Origin of the sequence: Micromonospora antibiotica (assembly GCF_017599305.1) — a bacterium.
Classification (GTDB): Bacteria; Actinomycetota; Actinomycetes; order Mycobacteriales; family Micromonosporaceae; genus Micromonospora; species Micromonospora antibiotica.
Map to the genome: position 1 here is coordinate 221,365 of NZ_JAGFWR010000002.1, position 18,118 is coordinate 239,482.

General features: G+C 72.7%; 15 protein-coding genes. 12 read left to right on the forward strand and 3 right to left on the reverse strand.

The annotated features are described in order from the left end of the window. Positions 1-32: 32 nt before the first annotated feature. Both JQN83_RS05930 and JQN83_RS05935 read left to right on the forward strand, forming a co-directional pair. Positions 33-2,144 carry a penicillin acylase family protein gene (locus JQN83_RS05930; RefSeq protein ID WP_307799048.1) on the forward strand — a complete coding sequence of 704 codons (2,112 nt, stop codon included), beginning with the start codon at positions 33-35 and terminating at the stop codon, positions 2,142-2,144. After that, a complete protein-coding gene (locus JQN83_RS05935) occupies positions 2,141-2,701 on the forward strand; it encodes a GNAT family N-acetyltransferase (RefSeq protein ID WP_208566028.1) in 561 nt (186 codons plus the stop codon). The genes JQN83_RS05930 and JQN83_RS05935 overlap by 4 nt, the downstream gene beginning before the upstream one ends. 139 nt (positions 2,702-2,840) lie before the next feature. Here JQN83_RS05935 and JQN83_RS05940 read toward each other — a convergent pair whose 3' ends face one another. After that, a complete protein-coding gene (locus tag JQN83_RS05940; RefSeq protein ID WP_208566029.1) occupies positions 2,841-3,605 on the reverse strand; it encodes an SDR family oxidoreductase in 765 nt (254 codons plus the stop codon). Between the two features lie 53 nt (positions 3,606-3,658). On the opposite strand from JQN83_RS05940, the gene JQN83_RS05945 reads away from it, so the two are divergent. The 4 genes from JQN83_RS05945 (at position 3,659) to JQN83_RS05960 (ending at position 5,832) form a co-directional block, all read left to right on the forward strand. Next, complete coding sequence (locus JQN83_RS05945) at positions 3,659-4,252, forward strand: TetR/AcrR family transcriptional regulator (protein WP_208566030.1); 594 nt, start codon at positions 3,659-3,661, stop codon at positions 4,250-4,252. Between the two features lie 88 nt (positions 4,253-4,340). Continuing rightward, positions 4,341-4,841: a nucleotidyltransferase family protein gene (locus tag JQN83_RS05950; RefSeq protein ID WP_244251844.1), complete on the forward strand. Its 501-nt coding sequence runs from the start codon at positions 4,341-4,343 to the stop codon at positions 4,839-4,841. Between the two features lie 252 nt (positions 4,842-5,093). After that, complete coding sequence (locus tag JQN83_RS05955) at positions 5,094-5,450, forward strand: VOC family protein (RefSeq protein WP_208566032.1); 357 nt, start codon at positions 5,094-5,096, stop codon at positions 5,448-5,450. 154 nt (positions 5,451-5,604) lie between these two features. After that, on the forward strand, positions 5,605-5,832 hold the full coding sequence (locus JQN83_RS05960; protein WP_208566033.1) for a hypothetical protein: 228 nt from the start codon (positions 5,605-5,607) through the stop codon (positions 5,830-5,832). Positions 5,833-5,909: 77 nt separating this feature from the next. Here the strand turns inward: JQN83_RS05960 and JQN83_RS05965 are convergent, their stop codons facing one another. Further along, a complete protein-coding gene (locus JQN83_RS05965) occupies positions 5,910-6,407 on the reverse strand; it encodes a DinB family protein (protein WP_208566034.1) in 498 nt (165 codons plus the stop codon). A 299-nt stretch (positions 6,408-6,706) separates the two neighbouring features. On the opposite strand from JQN83_RS05965, the gene JQN83_RS05970 reads away from it, so the two are divergent. Genes JQN83_RS05970 through JQN83_RS05990 form a run of 5 tightly spaced genes read left to right on the forward strand, consistent with a single transcriptional unit; the run spans position 6,707 to position 14,100 of the window. Continuing rightward, complete coding sequence (locus JQN83_RS05970; RefSeq protein WP_208566460.1) at positions 6,707-7,174, forward strand: hypothetical protein; 468 nt, start codon at positions 6,707-6,709, stop codon at positions 7,172-7,174. Continuing rightward, a complete protein-coding gene (locus JQN83_RS05975; protein WP_208566035.1) occupies positions 7,174-8,562 on the forward strand; it encodes a hypothetical protein in 1,389 nt (462 codons plus the stop codon). The genes JQN83_RS05970 and JQN83_RS05975 overlap by 1 nt, the downstream gene beginning before the upstream one ends. Continuing rightward, entirely contained in the window at positions 8,559-10,085 is a 1,527-nt protein-coding gene (locus JQN83_RS05980; RefSeq protein WP_244251846.1) for a VWA domain-containing protein, read from the forward strand. Before JQN83_RS05975 ends, JQN83_RS05980 begins: the two co-directional genes overlap by 4 nt. Positions 10,086-10,099: 14 nt before the next feature. After that, on the forward strand, positions 10,100-11,212 hold the full coding sequence (locus tag JQN83_RS05985) for an ATP-binding protein (protein WP_208566036.1): 1,113 nt from the start codon (positions 10,100-10,102) through the stop codon (positions 11,210-11,212). Between the two features lie 59 nt (positions 11,213-11,271). Further along, complete coding sequence (locus JQN83_RS05990; RefSeq protein ID WP_208566462.1) at positions 11,272-14,100, forward strand: DUF5682 family protein; 2,829 nt, start codon at positions 11,272-11,274, stop codon at positions 14,098-14,100. Between the two features lie 88 nt (positions 14,101-14,188). Here JQN83_RS05990 and JQN83_RS05995 read toward each other — a convergent pair whose 3' ends face one another. Further along, positions 14,189-15,826: a fibronectin type III domain-containing protein gene (locus JQN83_RS05995; protein ID WP_208566037.1), complete on the reverse strand. Its 1,638-nt coding sequence runs from the start codon at positions 15,824-15,826 to the stop codon at positions 14,189-14,191. A 526-nt stretch (positions 15,827-16,352) separates the two neighbouring features. Here JQN83_RS05995 and JQN83_RS06000 point away from each other — a divergent pair. Continuing rightward, positions 16,353-17,858, forward strand: a complete 1,506-nt coding sequence (locus JQN83_RS06000) for a CehA/McbA family metallohydrolase domain-containing protein (protein ID WP_208566038.1) — start codon at positions 16,353-16,355, stop codon at positions 17,856-17,858. The last annotated feature ends 260 nt before the right edge of the window (positions 17,859-18,118 follow it).

Below are 18,118 nucleotides of genomic sequence, written 5' to 3' on the forward strand. Positions count from 1 at the left end.
GTTAGGCGAGGGTAACTTAAACGAGGAGTCCTGTGGAGAGTGGGACCGGCACGCCGCCGGGCGACCGTCCGACCAGCGGCGTGCACCGCGACCGGTGGGGCGTACCGCACCTGTGGGCCGACACCGCCGACGAGCTGGCCCGATGGCAGGGCCGGGTGGCCGCCACCGACCGGGCCTGGCAGCTCGAGGTCGAACGCTGGCGGGCCGAGGGCCGACTCGCCGCCCACGTCGGCCCCACCGAACTCGACTGGGACCGGTTCGCCCGGCGGGCCCGCCTCGACGACACCGCCCGACGCTGCTTCGACCGGCTCACCCCGGCCGCCCGGCGCTGGGTCACCGCGTACGCCGACGGGGTCAACGACGCGTTGCCGGCCGGCGCGGCGGCGGCCCCGGAGTTCGCCGCCACCGGCGGCACCCCCGGCCGGTGGCGACCCTGGACGCCGCTGGGCGTCTTCCTGGTCCAGCACATCCTGTTCGGCACCTTCCCGCAGAAGCTGTGGCACGCCCACGTCGCCGCCACCCTCGGCCCGCACGCCCGCGAGCTGTTCGCCGTCGAGGGGCCCGGCGGCTCCGGCAGCAACGCCTGGGCGCTGCCCGCCGACCCGACGACCGGTCGCGGGCCGGTCATCGCCGGTGATCCGCACCGGCTGCTCGAACTGCCCGGCATCTACCAGCAGATCCGGCTGGCCTGCCCCGAGTTCGACGTGGTCGGGCTGGCCTTCCCCGGCGTGCCGGGGCTGCCACACTTCGGCCACGCCGGTGACGTCGCCTGGGCGGTCACCAACGCGATGGCCGACTACCAGGACCTCTACCGCGAACAGCTGCGCCGCGACGGCGACCGGGTGGTGGTCCGCGACGCCGACGGCTGGGTGCCGGCCCACCGGCACGTCGAGCGGATCGAGGTACGCGGCGGCGCGACCGAGACCGTCGAGGTGATCGAGACCCCGCGCGGGCCGGTGGTCGACCACGACCGGCACACCGGGGAGGCGCTCAGCCTGCGCACCCCGGCCCGGGTGACGGAGAGCCTCGGCTTCGAGGCGCTGCTGCCGCTGCTGCGGGCCCGCACCGCCGACGACGTCGCCGACGCGCTGCGTGGCTGGGTCGAACCGGTCAACAGCGTGCTCGTCGCCGACCGGCACGGCACGGTGCTCCAACTCGTCGCCGGCCTGGTGCCGCAGCGCGACGACCGGTGCCGACGGGAACCGGTGCCCGGCTGGGAGCCCCGCTACCGGTGGCGCGGCGACCACGCCACGGCCAAGCCCGTCGAGGTCGGCGGGCCGGTGGTCTGCGCCAACGACCGCCGCGACGACACCGCCCACCTCGGCGTCGACTTCGCCCCGCCGCACCGGGCCCACCGGATCGGTGAACTGCTCGCCGACGGCGTCGCCGAGCCCACCGTCCACACCGACACGCTGCTCGGGTCGACGGTGCTGCGGGGCCTGCTCGCCCGGCTCGACCCGGGGCCACTCAGTGGGCCGGCCCGACGGCTGCGCGACCGGCTGACCGGCTGGGACGGTCGGATGGCCGCCGACAGCACCGACGCCGGGGCGTTCGCCGCCTGGCGGGCCGCGCTGGTCCGGCACCTGTCCGCGCACCCCGCCCTGGCCCCGTTGCACTCCCCCGGCGGCTACGACCCGCTCTTCGCCCCGTGGACCGACCCGCTGGCCCGGATCGGGCACGCCGTGGAAGGGGTCGTCGCCGGGCTGCCCCGCCTCGGCGGTGCGGTCGAACCGCTCGCCGTCGCCGCGCTGGAGGAGGTCGCGGCCGGCGACCCACCCGGCCCCTGGGGGCGGCGGCACCTGCTGCACCCGCTGCACCTCGGGGTGTCCGAGGTGGTCGCCGACCGGGTGGCCGCGATGCGTGACGGCACCGCGCTCGGTGGCGACACCAACTGCGTGCTGTCCACCTCCAGCGTGCCGGGGGTCTCCGACGCGTGCTGGCGCGGGCCGGTCGCCCGGTACGTGTGGGACCTCACCGACCGGGCGGCGAGCCGCTGGATCGTCCCCTTCGGTGTCTCGGGCCGCCCCGACGACCCGCACTTCGCCGACCAGTTGCCGCTGTGGGCCACCGGTGGGCTGATCCCCGTCGGCACCGACTGGCACACCCTCACCCTCACCCCGCACCCCGAGACGAGGACCCCGTGACCTACCAGGAGCAGATCCCCGGCTTCGGTGAGTTGAGCCTCACCGTGGTCGACCCGGCCGCCCACGCCACGCTGCTGCACGGCTGGGTGACCGAGCCCCGCGCTACGTTCTGGGGGATGGGGTCGTACACCGTCGAGGAGGTACGCGAGGTCTACACGTACGTCGACGGCCTGAGCACCCACCACGCGTACCTGATCGGGTTGGACGGCACGCCGGTGGGCCTGTTCCAGACCTACCAGCCGGAGGCCGACCCGGTCGGGGAGCGCTACCGGGTCCGTCCCGGCGACATCGGGATGCACCTGCTGCTCGCCCCGGGCCGCCGACCGCCGCGCGGGCTCACCGACGCGATCGGCCCGGCGCTGGCCCGGTTCCTGTTCCGCGATCCCACCCGACTGCGGATCGTGGTCGAGCCCGACGTGCGCAACCGGTTCGCGCTGCTGCGGCTGCAACGGGAGGGGTTCACCTTCGCCGACGAGATCGACATGCCCGACAAGCGGGCCCAACTGGCGTTCCTCACCCGGGAGCGGTTCGAGGCGGACCATCCCGTCCCGGCCTGAACCGGCTGGCGGGCGGGCCACGACCGCGCGGTGGTGAGGCACACGGGCAGTGCCGCGACCGCCACGGTGGTCAGGAACGCGGGCGCATCGTGGTCGCGCGGTGGGTCGGGGATGCGGGCGCACCGGGACCGCGCGGTGGTCAGGCGCGCGGGCCCAGGAAGAGGCCGCCGCTGGCGTCGAGGACCTGCCCGGTGACCCAGCGTGCGGCGTCGGAGGCGAGGAACGCGACCACGTCGGCGACGTCACCGGGAGCGCCCAGCCGGTCGAGGGCCGTCATCGAGGTGATCAGCTCGGTCAGGCCCGGTGCGGCGAAGGCCGGTGCGTTGGTCGCGGTCCGGGTGGCACCCGGCGCGACCGCGTTCACCGTGACGCCCCGGGCCCCGAGCTGGTTGGCCAGGGCCAGGGTCATCGTCTCCACCGCCCCCTTGGTCATGGCGAACGACGTCTGCCCGGGGTTGGCCATCCGGGTCGCCACGGACGAGATCGTGATGATCCGGCCGCCGTCGCGCAGCAGTGGCAACGCCCGTTCGATGATGAAGTACGGCGCGCGGACGTTGACCGCGAACAGCCGGTCGAAGGCGGCCCGGGTGGTGCCGCCGAGCGGGCCGGCGGGCGGTGCCGCCGCGTTGTTGACGAGGATGTCCAGTGGCCGGCCGGCCAGGCTCGCCACCACCCCGGCGAACAGCGTCTCGACATCGCCGTCCACGCCGAGTTCCGCGCCGACGGCGTACGCCGTGCCGCCGTCGCGCCCGATCCGGTCGACCGTCTCCCGCGCGCCGTCCTCGTCGGTGCCGTAGTGCGCGATGACGGCCGCTCCCCGCGCGGCCAGCCGGACCGCGATCGCCTGTCCGATGCCCCGCGACGCCCCGGTCACCAGAGCCGTCCTGCCGCTCAGGTCACTCATGTGTGAGCCACTCCCCACTTGGTAGTCACTATCGCTGCGGTAGTGTCTACCACGTGAATGAGCGGCACTCCACCCTGCGGGACCAGCGACGGGCCGAGACGCAGCGCATGATCCAGGCGCACGCGGTGCGGTTGTTCGGCCGGCGCGGCTACGACGGCACGACGGTGAACGACGTCGCGGCGGCAGCAGGGGTGTCCCCGATGACTGTCTACCGGCACTTCCCGACCAAGGAGGATCTCGTGCTGGCCGACCAGAACGGGCCACTGGTCGCCGAACGCATCGCCGCGACACCGGCCGGGCAGCCCCTCGTACGCCGGATCGGCACCGCGCTCGTCGAGTCGGCACGTACGCTCACCGCCGGTGACGACCGGTTCCTGCTGGCCCGCCTCCGGCTGATGATCTCGACGCCCGCCCTGCGCGCCCGACACCTGGACAACCACCACCTGCTGCAACAGGCCATCGTGGACGGGCTCGGGGACGAGGCCACCGATCCCGATGCGGCCTTCCGCGCCACGGCGGCGGCCAGCGCCTGCCTGGCCGTCATGCACACCGCGTTGGTGCGGTGGGCACAGGACGACGGGCGCACCGACCTGGCCGACCTGATCACGACGGCGCTCGCGGCGGCCTTCGGCGATGACCCGCGGTGACCCCGGCCGGGTGGGCGCCGCCCTAGGCTCCCCGGGATGGTCATGCGCACAGGACGTGGTGGGGCTCATCGAGTCCGACCCGGAGGCGATGAGAGTCCTCCGGGCCACGGCCGGCCTCGGCCTGCCGGACTGGTGGATCGGTGCCGGCTTCGTCCGCAACCGGGTCTGGGACGCGATCAGCGAGCTGCCGGCCCTGCCGCCGCGCGACGTGGACGTCGCCTACTTCGACCCGCAGGAGCGGGACCCCCGCGCGGACGCCCGCGCCGAGGCCCGGGCCGCGACGCTCCTGCCCGGGGTGCCGTGGGAGATCCGCAACCAGGCACGGATGCACCTGCGCACCGGCGACGGCCCCTACCTCGGCACTCTGGACGCGATTTCGCGCTGGCCCGAGACGGCCACCTGCGTCGCGGTCACCCTGCGGGGTGACTCGGTCCACCTGGTGTGCTGCCACGGCGTGGCCGACCTGGTCGGCATGGTGGTCCGCCCCTCACCGGCCTTCGACCACCCCGCAGGCCACGCGAAGGTACGCGAGCGCGTGACGGCCAAGGGGTGGCGCGGCCGGTGGGCCGGGCTGCGGTTGGAGGTCTAGGAGCTTCGGGGTTCGCGCTCCCCCGCGCCATCTGCTCGGCGACCACCCGGGCGGTCACGCCCACCGGCACGGCCAGGTGGTGGGGCAGGCGTGAGCTGTCCCGACGCACCGGCGCGAGGGACACGTAGACCGGCGAAAGGGACCACGTCGACCGGCGAGGGCGACCTGCGACGACTGACCGGGACCGACCCGCCAGCCCGGCGGGCAGTGATGTGACCGGATGGCCGACCGGCGTTCTGCCATGATCAGCAGATGGCGAACGTCTGGTCCGGCGTCACGATCGACTGCCTCGACCCCGAGCGGGTGGCCCGGTTCTGGGGCGCCCTGCTCGGGCGGGAACCCGGCCCGGCGCAGGAGGGCTGGGTCTACCTCGGCGAACGGGGTGACCCACAGCCACGGCTGGTGTTCCAGCCGGTGCCGGAGCCGCCGACGGGCAAGGTACGGCTCCACCTCGACATCGCCGTCGACCACGTCGGCGAGGCCATGGCCACGGTCATCGACCTCGGCGGTAGGTACACCGGTGAGCGGCACAACCACGAGCAGGGTGTGGTCGCGGTCATGGCCGACCCGGAGGGTAACGAGTTCTGCCTGGTCCAGTACTACGACTGACGGGTCCGGGGCGCGGGCGGTCGTCGACAGCGAGGACATGTCGATCCCGGGTCGCGGTCGGTGGCCCGACCCCACCTGACGGTGATAGAGGCCACGACGCTTCGAAGCAACTAATCCGGTCGCGTACGGGCCGGTCCTTGAGGACGATGGGGCGATGTCCGGCACCCCCGAGGGATTCACCTATCGTCTCCGCAAGAACGGGGACGTGGAAGTGCTGCACCACGGCCGCCCCGCCTCGGTGCTCCGCGGCGCCGCCGCAGCCCGGTTCCTGGTCGACGTGGACAGCGACGATCCGCAGGAGCTGATGGCCCGCCTCACCGGCAACTACAAGCACGGCAACGAGCGCGCGGCCAAGCGGCACCCCCGCAACCGGGACCGCTAGCACCGCCCCACGGTCAGGTGGCGTCGCATCCCGCTCCGGTGGGCGCGGGTGCCCCGAGGGCGGACCGACCCCGTGGGCTAGCCGTCGAGGAGCTGCTCGCGCAGGATGTCCGCGTGCCCGCAGTGCTGGGCCAACTCCCGCAGCACGTGCAGGTACACCCACCGCAGGGGGAACGGGCCCCGCCGGTGCCCGGACAGGATGTCGTCCAGACCCAGCGTGGCCGTCGCCCGCCGCGACGCGGCGCAGGCCGCCCGGTGGGCCTGCCGCACGGTGGCGATCGTGTCGTCGTCGGCGAGGACGAACGACTCATCCGACGTCGCGGGGATGCCGAGCTCGGCGCGCGACCGGCCCGTGACGGCCTCGTCGAACCAGACCCTCTCCACGAATGTCGCGTGCTTCACCAGACCCAGCAGCGTGGTCGGGGAGGCCACCAACGACCGCCGCGCCTGTTCCTCGGTCAACCCGTCCAGGCACCTGTCGAGCGCGCCGCGGTGCTCGTCAAGGAACGCCTCGAACTGGGCCCGGAGCGGCTGGGCGACCACCTGGTCGGCGAAGGTGGGCGGGAAGGCAGGCATGGGAGCAGCATTCCAGATACGCCCGTGGCGATGGGGGTGCGCGACGCGGGTGCACGCCGGTGGCACCGCGGCCGGCCCGGATGCCGACCACCGGCCCGGGCTCGTCCGGGAGGGTCGGATGCCGCTTCGCGCCGGGTGGTCGGAACCCCGGGAACTGTCGTACCCGTGACCCATGATCTTGTGGTCACGGCGACGCCGGCCCCGGCCGGCGCACGCCATCAACCATGGTCGACGCCGTGTTGCGGCGGGTGGGAGGACGTGCGGTGACGGACACTGACGGGGCCGCGCGGCGGCGGAGCGTGCTGGCGGTGGTGCCGCCGGCCCGGCCCCGCAAACTGGCCAAGGTGCCCTTCGTCGAGCTGGCCGACGGGCGGTTGCAGGGGGTGGTGTCCAGCGGATCCGACATCGAGCGGGTCTACGTCTCCTCGGTGACCGCCGGCAGCCACGCCTACCACTGCAGCACCAACAACAACCGGCCCTGCGGCGGGCTGCGCGGCGCACCCTGCAAGCACCTGGAGTCCCTCGCCGACGAGGCCGTGCTCCAGTACGGCGTCGACCGGGTGGCCCGCTACCTGCGGGTCGACGCGGGTGAGGGCACGCAGACCGGCGTCGAGCTGCTGTCCCGGCTCGACGCCCGGCACGAGCCGACCTCGGCCGCGGTGGTGTTCAGCCGCTTCCTGCGCCACCTGGCCTACCTGGAGCTCCCGGCCAGCACGACCGTGCTGCCCGAGCTGCACTGGTTCCCGTCGACCGGGGCGGGTCGCTGATGCTCGGCACGCAACTGGCGCAGCTGCGCGACGGCACCCCCACCGGGCTGACCGACGCCGACGACGTGGTCGCCGGATTCGACGACGCCCTGCTGCGGGGCTTCGCCCGGGTCGGCGAGCAGGACGCCGCCGCGTTGACCGCCCTGGCCGACGCGGTGGTGGGCACCCCGCTGGGCGAACGGGTGGCCGAGGCGGTCGGCAAGGTGACCGCCGGGTCGGTCGGGCAGGAACACCTGGCCGCGCTGGCCGGGGCGCGGTCGGCCCTGCTCGGCGCGGCCCACGACGCCCTGCTCGACCAGCTCGACACCGCCCTCGGGCGGCACCGGGCCCCGTGGACCCCGACCGGCGCAGCGGGTGACCCCTCCCCCGCCCGCGCCGCAGCCCGGTCCTGGCTGCACGAGACCGCCCTGGCCGGCTGGCGGGGCATCGACCACGAGTTGCTCTCCGCCGTCGGCACGCCTGTCGAGGCGGCGCTGGCCGAACCGCAGTCGCGCCGGCTGGCGGTGCTGCTCGACGGGTTCGCCGCCGAGCTGCGGGCCGGGCTGCCGGTGGCGACCATGGCGCAGGTGCCGGTACGCCGCTGGGCGGACCTGTGGTCCCGGGCCGTGCTGCTCGCCCAGGACGGGCCCGCCCCGGTGCCCGCCATCGAACGGGTCACCGGTCGGCTCCTGCCGCTCGGGGTCGACGTCCACGAGCACGAGACCGCCGTCCAGGTGCAACTGCACGCGATCCTCGAACCAGCCGACGGCACGCCGCCCCGGCTGGTCCGGGTGACGGTGGGCGCGGCCAAGGTCGCCACGATCGGTGGGCCGGCGGTGTGGCGGCTGCTGTCGGCGTACCCGGCGCTGCTCACCGCGATCGCGCAGCGCCGGGCGCTGACCGTCACCGACCTGCCGGCGCAGGACGGCGACCTGCACTGGGTCGACGGGCAGGCGCAGGTGGGCGAGCCCGCCGACCCGTTCGCCACCGCCCGGGTCCTGCTGGGCACGGCGACGGCGACGGCGCTCCCGCCGCTGGACCGGCACCCGGTGGCGATCGCCGAACCGGTGCTGCTGGAGGGCTACACCGTGCACGACGACGCAGCAGCGATCGACCTCGACGGGCACCGCCTCGCGGTCGCCCTCGACCGGCTGCCGGCCGGCGGGCCGCTCACTCCCGCACTGGTCGCCGCGTCGTCGACCTGCCTGGGCCTGATCCGCTGGGACGACGGCCGGTGGCTGCTACAGCCGCTGGCGGTGCAGGCCACCGTCAAACGCCGGCCGGTCGAGGCGCACAACGGTGACTGGGCCGACGGGGTGACCGATCCCAAGGTGGCCAAGGCCGAGTCCCGGGCGGGCGACGCCGTGGCCGTACTGCGCGAACGCGCGGGACGGTTGCTGCGCCGATGACCGAGCCCACAGCGATTGGCGACACCGTGCCGGCGGGTGACGCCGTACAGCCGGGCGACCTCGCCGCCGCCAACCGTCGGCAGGTGCTCTACTGGCGGCTGCTGGGTCGGCTCTTCGACCCCGACGAGCAGCCCACGCTGGAGTCGGCGAGCGTGGCCGTGGTCGACGACCTCGGTCTGCCCGCCGCGCTGCTGGACCCGACAGTGTCGGTGGACACCGTCCTGCAGCGCTTCCCCGTGCTCGCCGACGAACTGCGCGGCCTGCTCGTTGCCGAGCCCGCCGCGAGCGCCGACGACGCCGACGGCCGTGCCACCGGTGGCGACGGCGAGGGCCCGCCGGCCGACGGGGCGACGGAGCCCGACGGGGCGACGACGGAGGCGGCCGGTGTCACCGCCGAGGGGGACGCCACGACCGACGGCGGTCACCCGGCGGCCGGCGACGGCGGCCCGCACCGGCCCGGCGAGGCCGAGGTACGCCGGGCGGCGCTGGTGTCGAAGCTGCTGCTCAACGTCTTCGGCACCGGGTCCGGGCCGGTCAGCGCCGGCCAGTTGGCCCGGTGGCAGGCCGACGCCGGCTGGTTCGAGCAGGCGCTCGGCTGCCCGCCGGGGGAACTGCGTCGGCAGGGCGGCACCGGACTGGGCGGCACCCTCGCCGGGCTGGAGGGCGACCTGGTCCGCCGGATGCACCTGCGGGAGGTGCTGGCCGACCCGAAGCTGGCCGCCCAGCTCACCCCCAGCATGTCGCTGATCGAGCAACTGCTGCGGGACAAGTCCAACCTGTCCGGGGTGGCGCTGGCCAACGCCAAGTCGCTGATCCGGCGGTACGTCGACGAGGTCGCCGAGGTGCTGCGTACCCAGGTCGAGCAGACCAGCGTCGGCACGATCGACCGGTCGGTGCCGCCGAAGCGGGTCTACCGCAACCTCGACCTCGACCGCACCATCTGGCAGAACCTCACCAACTGGAGCCCGGAGGACGAGCGCCTCTACGTGGACCGGCTCTATTACCGGCAGACCGCCCGCAAGACCACCCCGTCGCGGCTGATCGTGGTGGTGGACCAGTCCGGGTCGATGGTCGACTCGATGGTCAACTGCACCATCCTGGCCTCGATCTTCGCCGGGCTGCCCAAGGTGGACGTGCACCTGATCGCGTACGACACCCGGGCGCTGGACCTGACCCCGTGGGTGCACGACCCGTTCGAGGTGCTGCTGCGTACCAAACTCGGCGGCGGCAACGACGGGCCGGTGGCGATGGCGATGGCCCGCCCGAAGATCGTCGAGCCGCGCAACACGGTCATGGTGTGGATCTCGGACTTCTACGAGTTCGACCGCTCCCAGCCGCTGTTCGACGGCATCGAGGCGGTGCACCGTTCCGGGGTGCGGTTCATCCCGGTCGGCTCGGTCAGCAGCTCCGGCCAGCAGAGCGTCAACCCGTGGTTCCGGCAGCGCCTCAAGGACCTGGGCACCCCGGTGCTCTCCGGTCACATCCGCAAACTCGTCTTCGAGCTCAAGAGCTTCCTCACCTAGGAGAATCACCCCTCATGTCCGAGATGTTGCGTGCCCCCGCCGAGGTCAAGTACGCCGACGAACTCGACTACCTGGAGTCGGTCGACACCGGCCCGAAGCCGTTCTCGTGGCGGTTGAGCCCGCGCATGGTGCGGCTGTTCGTCCTCGGCTCGGAACGGGCCGACGGTCTGGAGCGGGAGATCCCGCAGAAGTGGTTCGGTGACCGCAGCTTCGTCGAACGCAGCATCGTGACCCTGGCGTCGGACCGGGGCCTGCTGCTCATCGGCGACCCCGGCACCGGCAAGAGCTGGCTTGCCGAGCTGCTGTCCGCCGCGATCTGCCGCAACTCGACGCTGGTGGTGCAGGGCACCGCCGGCACCACCGAGGACCACATCAAGTACTCGTGGAACGTCTCGATGGTCATCGCCAAGGGGCAGTCCCGGGAGTCGATGATCCCGTCGCCGATCATGACGGCGATGGAGCAGGGTGTGGTGGGCCGCTTCGAGGAGCTGACCCGCTCCACCAGCGACGTGCAGGACGCGTTGATCTCCATCCTGTCGGAGAAGTACGTCTCCATCCCCGAGCTGAACGACGACAACATCGTCTTCGCCCAGCCCGGTTTCTCGATCATCGCCACCGCGAACAGCCGGGACCGGGGCGTCAACGACCTGTCGTCGGCGTTGAAGCGCCGGTTCAACTTCGTCCGCATCCCGGTGGTCACCAACAAGCGCAGCGAGGCGGAGATCGTCCGGTTCCGCACCGAGGAGCTGCTGCGCCGGCACCGCATCGAACTGGACGTGCCGCCCACCCTGCTGGACATCCTGCTGCAGAGCTTCGCCGACCTGCGGGCCGCCGCCGCCGCGGCGACCAGCGACGACGAGAAGCTGGAGTCGGCGTTGTCCACCGCCGAGCAGATCGGCGTGCTGGAGGACGCCATCCTGCACAGCCAGTTCTTCGGCGACCGGTCCCTGCGGGTGGAGACGCTGGCCTCCTCGCTGGTGGGGTCGTTGGCCCGACGCAGCCCGGAGGACCTGGCGATCCTCAACAAGTACCTGCACGGTGTGGTGGAGCCCCGGGCCAAGAAGGACGGCGAGGGCTGGGCCGGCTTCCTCGACGGCGGTCGCCAGGCGATCGCCTCGCTGTCGTGACCACCGCCGACGCCGGCACCGCCGCGCCGCCCGCGACCGCCGTCGCCGGTACCGGCGGGGTGACCGCCGGGCCGTTCGGGGCGTTGCGGGAGCAGCTCACCGACGCGGCGGCCACGTTCGCCGGTTCCGCCGACGCGCTGGCCGGCATCCTCGCCGGCATCGTCGACGACGTCGACCGGGCGCTGGGCGAGCGGTTGGAGATCTTCCCGGTCTGTCACCACTCGCCGGCCTCGGCGCTGGCGATGGTACGTCGGCTGCGGCACAAACAGCCCAAGGTGATCTACCTGGAGCTGTGCGAGGATCTCCAGCCGCTCCTGGGCGAGCTGCGCAACTGTCGGCTGCCGGTGGCGGTGCAGGCGTTCGCCTCCGAGCTGGACGGCTTCCCCGCCGAGTGGGGGCCGCTGAGCGTCGTCGCCCCGGTCACCGAGGCGTCCGCCGAGTACCAGGCGATCGCGTACGCGTTGGAGACACCCGGGGTGGAACTGGTGCTGGTGGACCGCTCCACCGACCACGTCTTCCAGTGGTCACCGCGCGGCGACGCCCCGGCGGCCACCGACGCGCCGGCCGACACCGCACCGGAGGCGGCCGGCGGCGAGGCCGGGGAGCAGGCGGCCCTGCACGGCGACGCGGTCGGCGTGGAGATCGGCGACCTGCGGCCCCGGTTCGCCGAGCTGGAGGCGTACCTGCTGCACCACGGCAAGGTGCGGCACTGGTCGGAGTGGTGGGACCAGTACGTCGAGCGTCCCCTCGCCGACGCCGACCACGACACCTACCGGCAGGTGATGGTGCTGATCGGCAGCCTGTTCCGCCGGCTGCGGCCGGCCGGGTCGGACCGTACCGACCGGGACGAGGACCGGGAGCGCTACATGTGGACCCGGATGCGGGAGCACCTCGCCGCGTCCGGGGCCGACCCGGCGGACTGTCTCTACGTGTGCGGCGCGTTCCACGCCGCCAGCCGGGTCGAGCAGTTCGGCCTGGACTCCCCCGCCCCGGACTTCCCGATCACCCCCCGCACCGGCACCCGCTGGCGGTACGGGTTGATCCCGTCGAGCCACTCGGCCATCGAGGCGCAGTTCGGGCTGGCACCGGGGTCGGTGTCGATCGCCGCCGCCAACTGGACGCGGGCGGTCGGCCGGTCGGGCCTGGCCCCGTACCGGCTCGACGGTCAGCGGGGCGTCAAGGGCGGCCGGGGCAAACGTAAGGCCACCCCGCCGGTCGCCACGCCGGCCGGTCCGGTCGCCGACCGGCTCACCGGCTTCCTCGCCGCGCCACCGGCGCTCGACGGGCTGGACGAGGCGGAGCTGCGCGGGTGGTGCGTGGACATCGTCCGGTTGGCCCGCCGCAACGGGTACCTGGCCAGCACGGCCGACGCGATCGCGGTGTTCGAGACCTCGATCCTGCTGGCCGGGTTGCGTAACCGGGCCCGACCCACCCCGTACGATTTCGCCGACGCGGCGGTGACCTGCATCGAGAAGGACGTCGTGCCGGGTCGGCGGGACGTGCGGCGGTTGTGCGAGATCCTGCTCGGCGGGGACCGGATCGGACAGGTCGGTTACGACGCCCTGCCACCGCTGGCCCGCGACGTGCTCGACCGGCTGCAACCCCTCGGCCTGGACCTGGAGAAGCGCACCGTCCAGCGGGCCCTGCTGGACCTGCACGCCACCCCGGCGCTTTCCGGCTGCTCGGATCTGCTGTGGATGCTGCGGCACCTGCTCCCCGCCGACGCCGTCCGCCCGATCATGGGTGAGCGCCGGTTGGGGCACCGGTCGATCCAGGAGAGCTGGGACCTGTCGCTGGGCCGCCACCAGCGGGCGCTGATCGAGCTGGGCTACGAGGGGGTGACCGTCGAGCAGGTGCTGGAGCAGCGCCTGCGGCGGGCGGTCCGGGGCCCCGACGCGACCGCTGCGGGCGCGCTCGCGGCCGTGGAGGACGCCATCCGGTTGTTGGACAGTCCCCGGCTGGTCGACGAGTTGGGCACCCGCGCGGTGGAGCTGCTGTCCACCGAGCGCACGGTGGACGACGCCCCGGACGTGCTGCGGCGCATCCGCCGGTTGCTGGCCCACCACCGGGCCACCGCACCCGACCTGCCGGCCTGGTGCGAGGCGTTCGTGACGACCGGGTACGCGCACTACTGCACCCTGTTGCCGACCGCGTTCGTCGACGAGGAGACCGGGGTCCGGCAGGTCGGGGCGATGCTGGGCTTCCTGTTCAGCATGGAGAGTCTGGCGCTCTCCCTGGGCTGCGACCGGTCCCAGCTGGAACTCGCGGTGGCCCAGTCGCATCCGGAGAGCCCGGCCAAGGTCGCCCTGCTCTGGGCGGCCCGGCACCAGCTCGGCCTGTTGCCGCTGGCCGAGCTGCGGGAGCGCTGCCGGCAACTGTTGGACAACCCGCTGGTGGTGCCGGCGTTCCCGAGGTACCTGTCCGGTTTCGTGCACGCGTTGGAGCCGGTGCCGGGGCTCGCGCCGTTCGTGGTGGAGACGATGTCCACCGCGTTCGCCCGGTTGCCCGATCCGGTCCTGCTGCCCTGGCTGCCCACCCTGATCACCACGCTGCGGGAGCACGGTCCGGAGCTGGTGCCGGTGCTGGTCCGGGAGGCCGCGCGCACCTTCCCGGGGACCCTGCCGGAGTTGGACACCTGGGTGCCGCCCTGGTTGACCTCGACGCCCGCACCCGCGGCCACGGGGACGGCACGTCGGGCCGGGCCGGTGGGGCAGGTGCACACCCTGCTCGCCGGGCATCCGGCGGCGGTGGACGCGGTCGCCGGGCTGCTCGGCTGCGACGGCGAGTGGTCGCAGCCGGTCGACGCCACGGCGGAGTCGGCGGCGACGACGCTGCTGCTCGCCCATCCGGCCACCGTGGAGGCGGTGTCGGTGCTGCTCGGCGGCTGACGACCGGCCGGCCCGCCGGGTGCGCGCGGGTGCACCGGGGGTGGTGCCGCCACCGCAGCTGAGGTGGCGGCACCAGCGCCCGGCCGGGTCACGGGGTGTAGGTCACGCCCGGGTAGTCGGCCTGCGCCTGGACGAACTGCGCCTGCCAGTCGGTGGGCCAACCGCCGAACGCGGTGGTGGCCAGGGGTTTGAGGTTCACGCCGGCCGCGCCGCTCCAGAAGTGCACGAACTCCCCCCAGTTGAGGTCCCGCGCGTAGACCCCGTCGAACTGGTGAAAATGCTGGGAGAGCAACTGGAAGAACTTGTTGAGCACGACCTTGCCACCGTAGTTCTGGTAGATCGGGTAGAACCAGTCCCGGAACCAGTAGGTGTTGGCGACCGGGAAATTGTCGGAGGTGAGCAGCTTGGCGTTCTTCCAGCGGGTGGCGTCGGTGGTCCGCCCGGTGCCGACGTAGCAGTCGTACTGGAATATCTCGGCCCACTTGCTGTCACCCCAGATGCCGTACGCGGGTGAGCCGTTCACGCCGAACGCGGTGAACTCGACGGTGTGGTTCATCTCGTGGGAGACGACGTCCTCGTTGAGGTCGGTGTTTCCCCAGCCGCCGCCGCTCATGTCGTTGACGTCGCGGAATGCCGTGTTGGGGTCGAACTGGCTCAGCGCGAACCCGCCCGATCCCGCGTCGTCGTGCAGCACCTCGTACAGCCGCTGGCCGCTCAGGTTGCCGTAGTTGGCCTGGACGTACTCCCAGATCTGTTTGGCGTAGTCCTTCACCCAGGTCAGGTCGGTCGAGGCCAGACCCGGATCGCGGTAGATGGCCACGTTGGCGTCGTAGTAGTAGCGGGTGAGCGTCTCGTTGGGGGCGTGCCAGGTCTCGGTCCAGGTGGTGGCCGGGGTGGCGCTGAGGGTGGTGGTGTCGGCGGTGGCGTAGCTGGAGTTGCCGGCCACCCCCTCGGCCCGCAGCCGGTAGTAGTAGTGGGTGCCCGCCGGCAGTTTCAGGTTGTGGTACTTGGTGGTGCTGGCCGGCAGCACGTACGCGGTGCTCCAGGTGCTGCCGTTGGTCGAGCGTTCCAGCCGGTAGGCCGTCTCCCACCGGGTGTTGTCGGTCCAGGTGAGCTGGATCTGGTCGGTGGCGGCGGTGGCGACCAGTCCGGTCGGCGCGGCCGGCGCCGGGGTGGTGGCGGTGGTGGTCCCGTAGATCTGCCACTCGCCGATCTGCATGTTGACCGACCCGTTGGTGGCGGTGACCCGCAGCCGGTAGTACCGGTAGGCGTTGGTGTTGCCGAACGAGTAGGTGTTGCGGTGGAAGCCGGTGATGAACGTCTGGTTGCTCTGGGTGTCCAGCGGTGTCCAGCTGCTGCCGGTGGTGGAGGCCTCGAAGACCCAGCTGCGTGGGTTACGGTCGGGCCAGTCGTTGGCGGAGGTGACGGCGTAGCTGGTCACCACGGCGGCCGTGGTCGCCTCGAACTGGATCCAGCCGGCGCCGCTGTAGGTGAAGTACTTGCGGTAGGGCGTGTTGTCGACGATCTTGTCGATGCCCTCGAGTCCGGTGGTCCCCCACTGGTCGGTGATGGTGCCGGGGGTGTCGGTGATGTCCACCGCGGCGGCGAGGTGGACACCGGCGAGGTGGCTCGGGGTCCCCGCGAGGAGCAGGACGATCGCGGCCACCGCGGCGAGCAGGGGCAGTGCCGTGCCCGGGGGGCGGCGGCGGATCGGGTCAGCGCGCATGGAGTGGGTTCCTCTCGGCGTGGTCGGTCCTGACCGGTGCGTGCCGGGAGTCGATGCCACCTCCCGGTGACCCCCACGCACGCGACACCACGACCCGCCCGGCGTTTCTCGGGATCGGTCGTGTAATAGGTGGCGGGGAATTGCTCCGGAATGCCTTCGCCAGGAGCTTGACGAATCGGCCGCGCGACACCGGAATAGCATTCGATGTGGATACCGCGACCGCTCCCCGTTGACCGTCTGCGCACCGAATACTAGTTGCGGCATAGCAAGTGGTCAATGAGATCTCCTTCTCATCGATAAGCGGGAAATGCATTTGAATAGATATCCCACCCGTGGGAGGCGACCCGGGACGGCAGCCGGGGCCGGGGCACCTGGCGACCCGGCCACCAACCGGTCCGGACGCGCGGCGGGCCTGGCCGGCCGTCGTTCACCCCTGCCCCGCGTGCCGTGCAGCGGCCGTTCATCCTCCTCTCGGAGGCTTCGTCACCGACACGGTCGACATCCGGATCATGTGGAGGGCTCCGCAGTGCAGCACAGGGATTCCGAGGACGCCACAGGCGGTCAGCTGTCACGCCGCCAACTGGTGAAATACGCGGGCTTCGGCGCGACGCTCGCCGCCGCCGGCCCGTTCGTGGGGGTCGAGGCGGCCCACGCCGACCCGGACCGGCAGGATCAGGCGCAGGCCGACCCGGGCCGGCCCGACAACCGGGTCTGGCGGGCCGGCGACCACCACATCCACTCCGAGTACAGCGGGGACTTCGACACCTCGACGAACCCGCCGACGTTCCGCAAGGGCGCCGACGCGGTCTACCCGATCGTCACCAACGCGATCATGGCGAAGAACTTCGGGCTGACCTGGGCGATGTGCACCGACCACGGCGGGCCGACACACTCCAAGGTGAACCTGGAGCAGGCGTACCCCGATCTGCTGCGGTCGCGTCGCCTGGTGCCCGAGGTGTTGCAGTTCTGGGGGATGGAGTTCGACGCCCCGGCGATGGACCACCACACCCTGATGATCCCGCGGCACGCCGACGAGGCGAAGCAGCTCTTCGAGCTGGAGAGCCGGTTCGCCAAGCGGGACCCGTTCCCGGCCGACCCGGGCCGGGACACCGAGGCCAAGATGGTGGAGTTCCTCAAGGTGGCGCGGAACATGCCGCACAAGCCACTGGTGATCGCCCACCACACCTCCCGTTCGGCGACCGGGCTCGGGGTCTACGGCCAGGACCTGCCGCACGAGTTCCGCAACGGCAACGACGCGGCCCCGGACGTGTACGTCGGCTTCGAGGGTGCCCCGGGCCACCAGGCGGGCCCGCTCAACGGCAGCGCGCGCGGCGGCTACGGCAACCACCCCACCTACGGCGGCTACGACCAGGCGACCGCCCGGGTCGGTGGGCTGTGGGACGCGCTGCTCGGGGAGGGGCGGCACTGGTGGATCACCGCGACCTCCGACTCGCACGTGCACTGGACCCGGGGCGGCACCGACTTCTGGCCGGGTGAGTACAGCAAGACCTACGTGCTGGCCCGGCAGGAGTACCACGACATCATGGACGGCCTGCGGCACGGGCGGATCTTCGTCACCACCGGCGACCTGATCAACCGGCTCGACGTCACCGCCAGCAGCCAGGGGCACTCGGCCGGGGCGGGCGAGACCATCACCGTCAGCCGGCGCAACCGTACCGACGTGGACGTCGTGATCCGGTTCCGGCCGCCGGCCGGGACGAACGGCAACGGGGACCGCCCGCAGGTCCGGCGGGTGGACCTGATCGTCGGGCAGGTCACCGGTCCGAGCGTCGACCGGGACGCCGACACCAACCCGACCACCGCCGTGGTGGCCCGGTTCGGCCCGCGCGACTGGCAGCAGCAGGGCGCGCAGTACGTCATCCGGCACACCCTGCGCGACGTCGGGACCGACAGCTACCTGCGGGTACGCGGCACCAGCACCGACGAGGCCGAGCCGCTCGCCGACGGGCTGGAGAGCCCGTGGAGCGACCTGTGGTTCTACTCCAACCCGGTGTTCGTCCGGGTGCGCTGACCGCCCGGTCCCGGCCCGCCGACGGCGGGCCGGGACCGCCCACACCCGGTCGACGACGGTGAATATGATCCGGCGTACGGCGCGGATCTTCCCGGGCGGACGAGAGTCCAGGGTGGACGCCGAGTCGCCATCAAACGCCCGTGTTCGAGCGGGTGTGGGGCAATTGGCGAATCGCGTACCGGCCCCCGGTTGTGAATCTTGACCACCCGAAAGCGCAGGTCATACGCTCCGGGCACCCTTGGTTCATTTCCCGGGAAGGG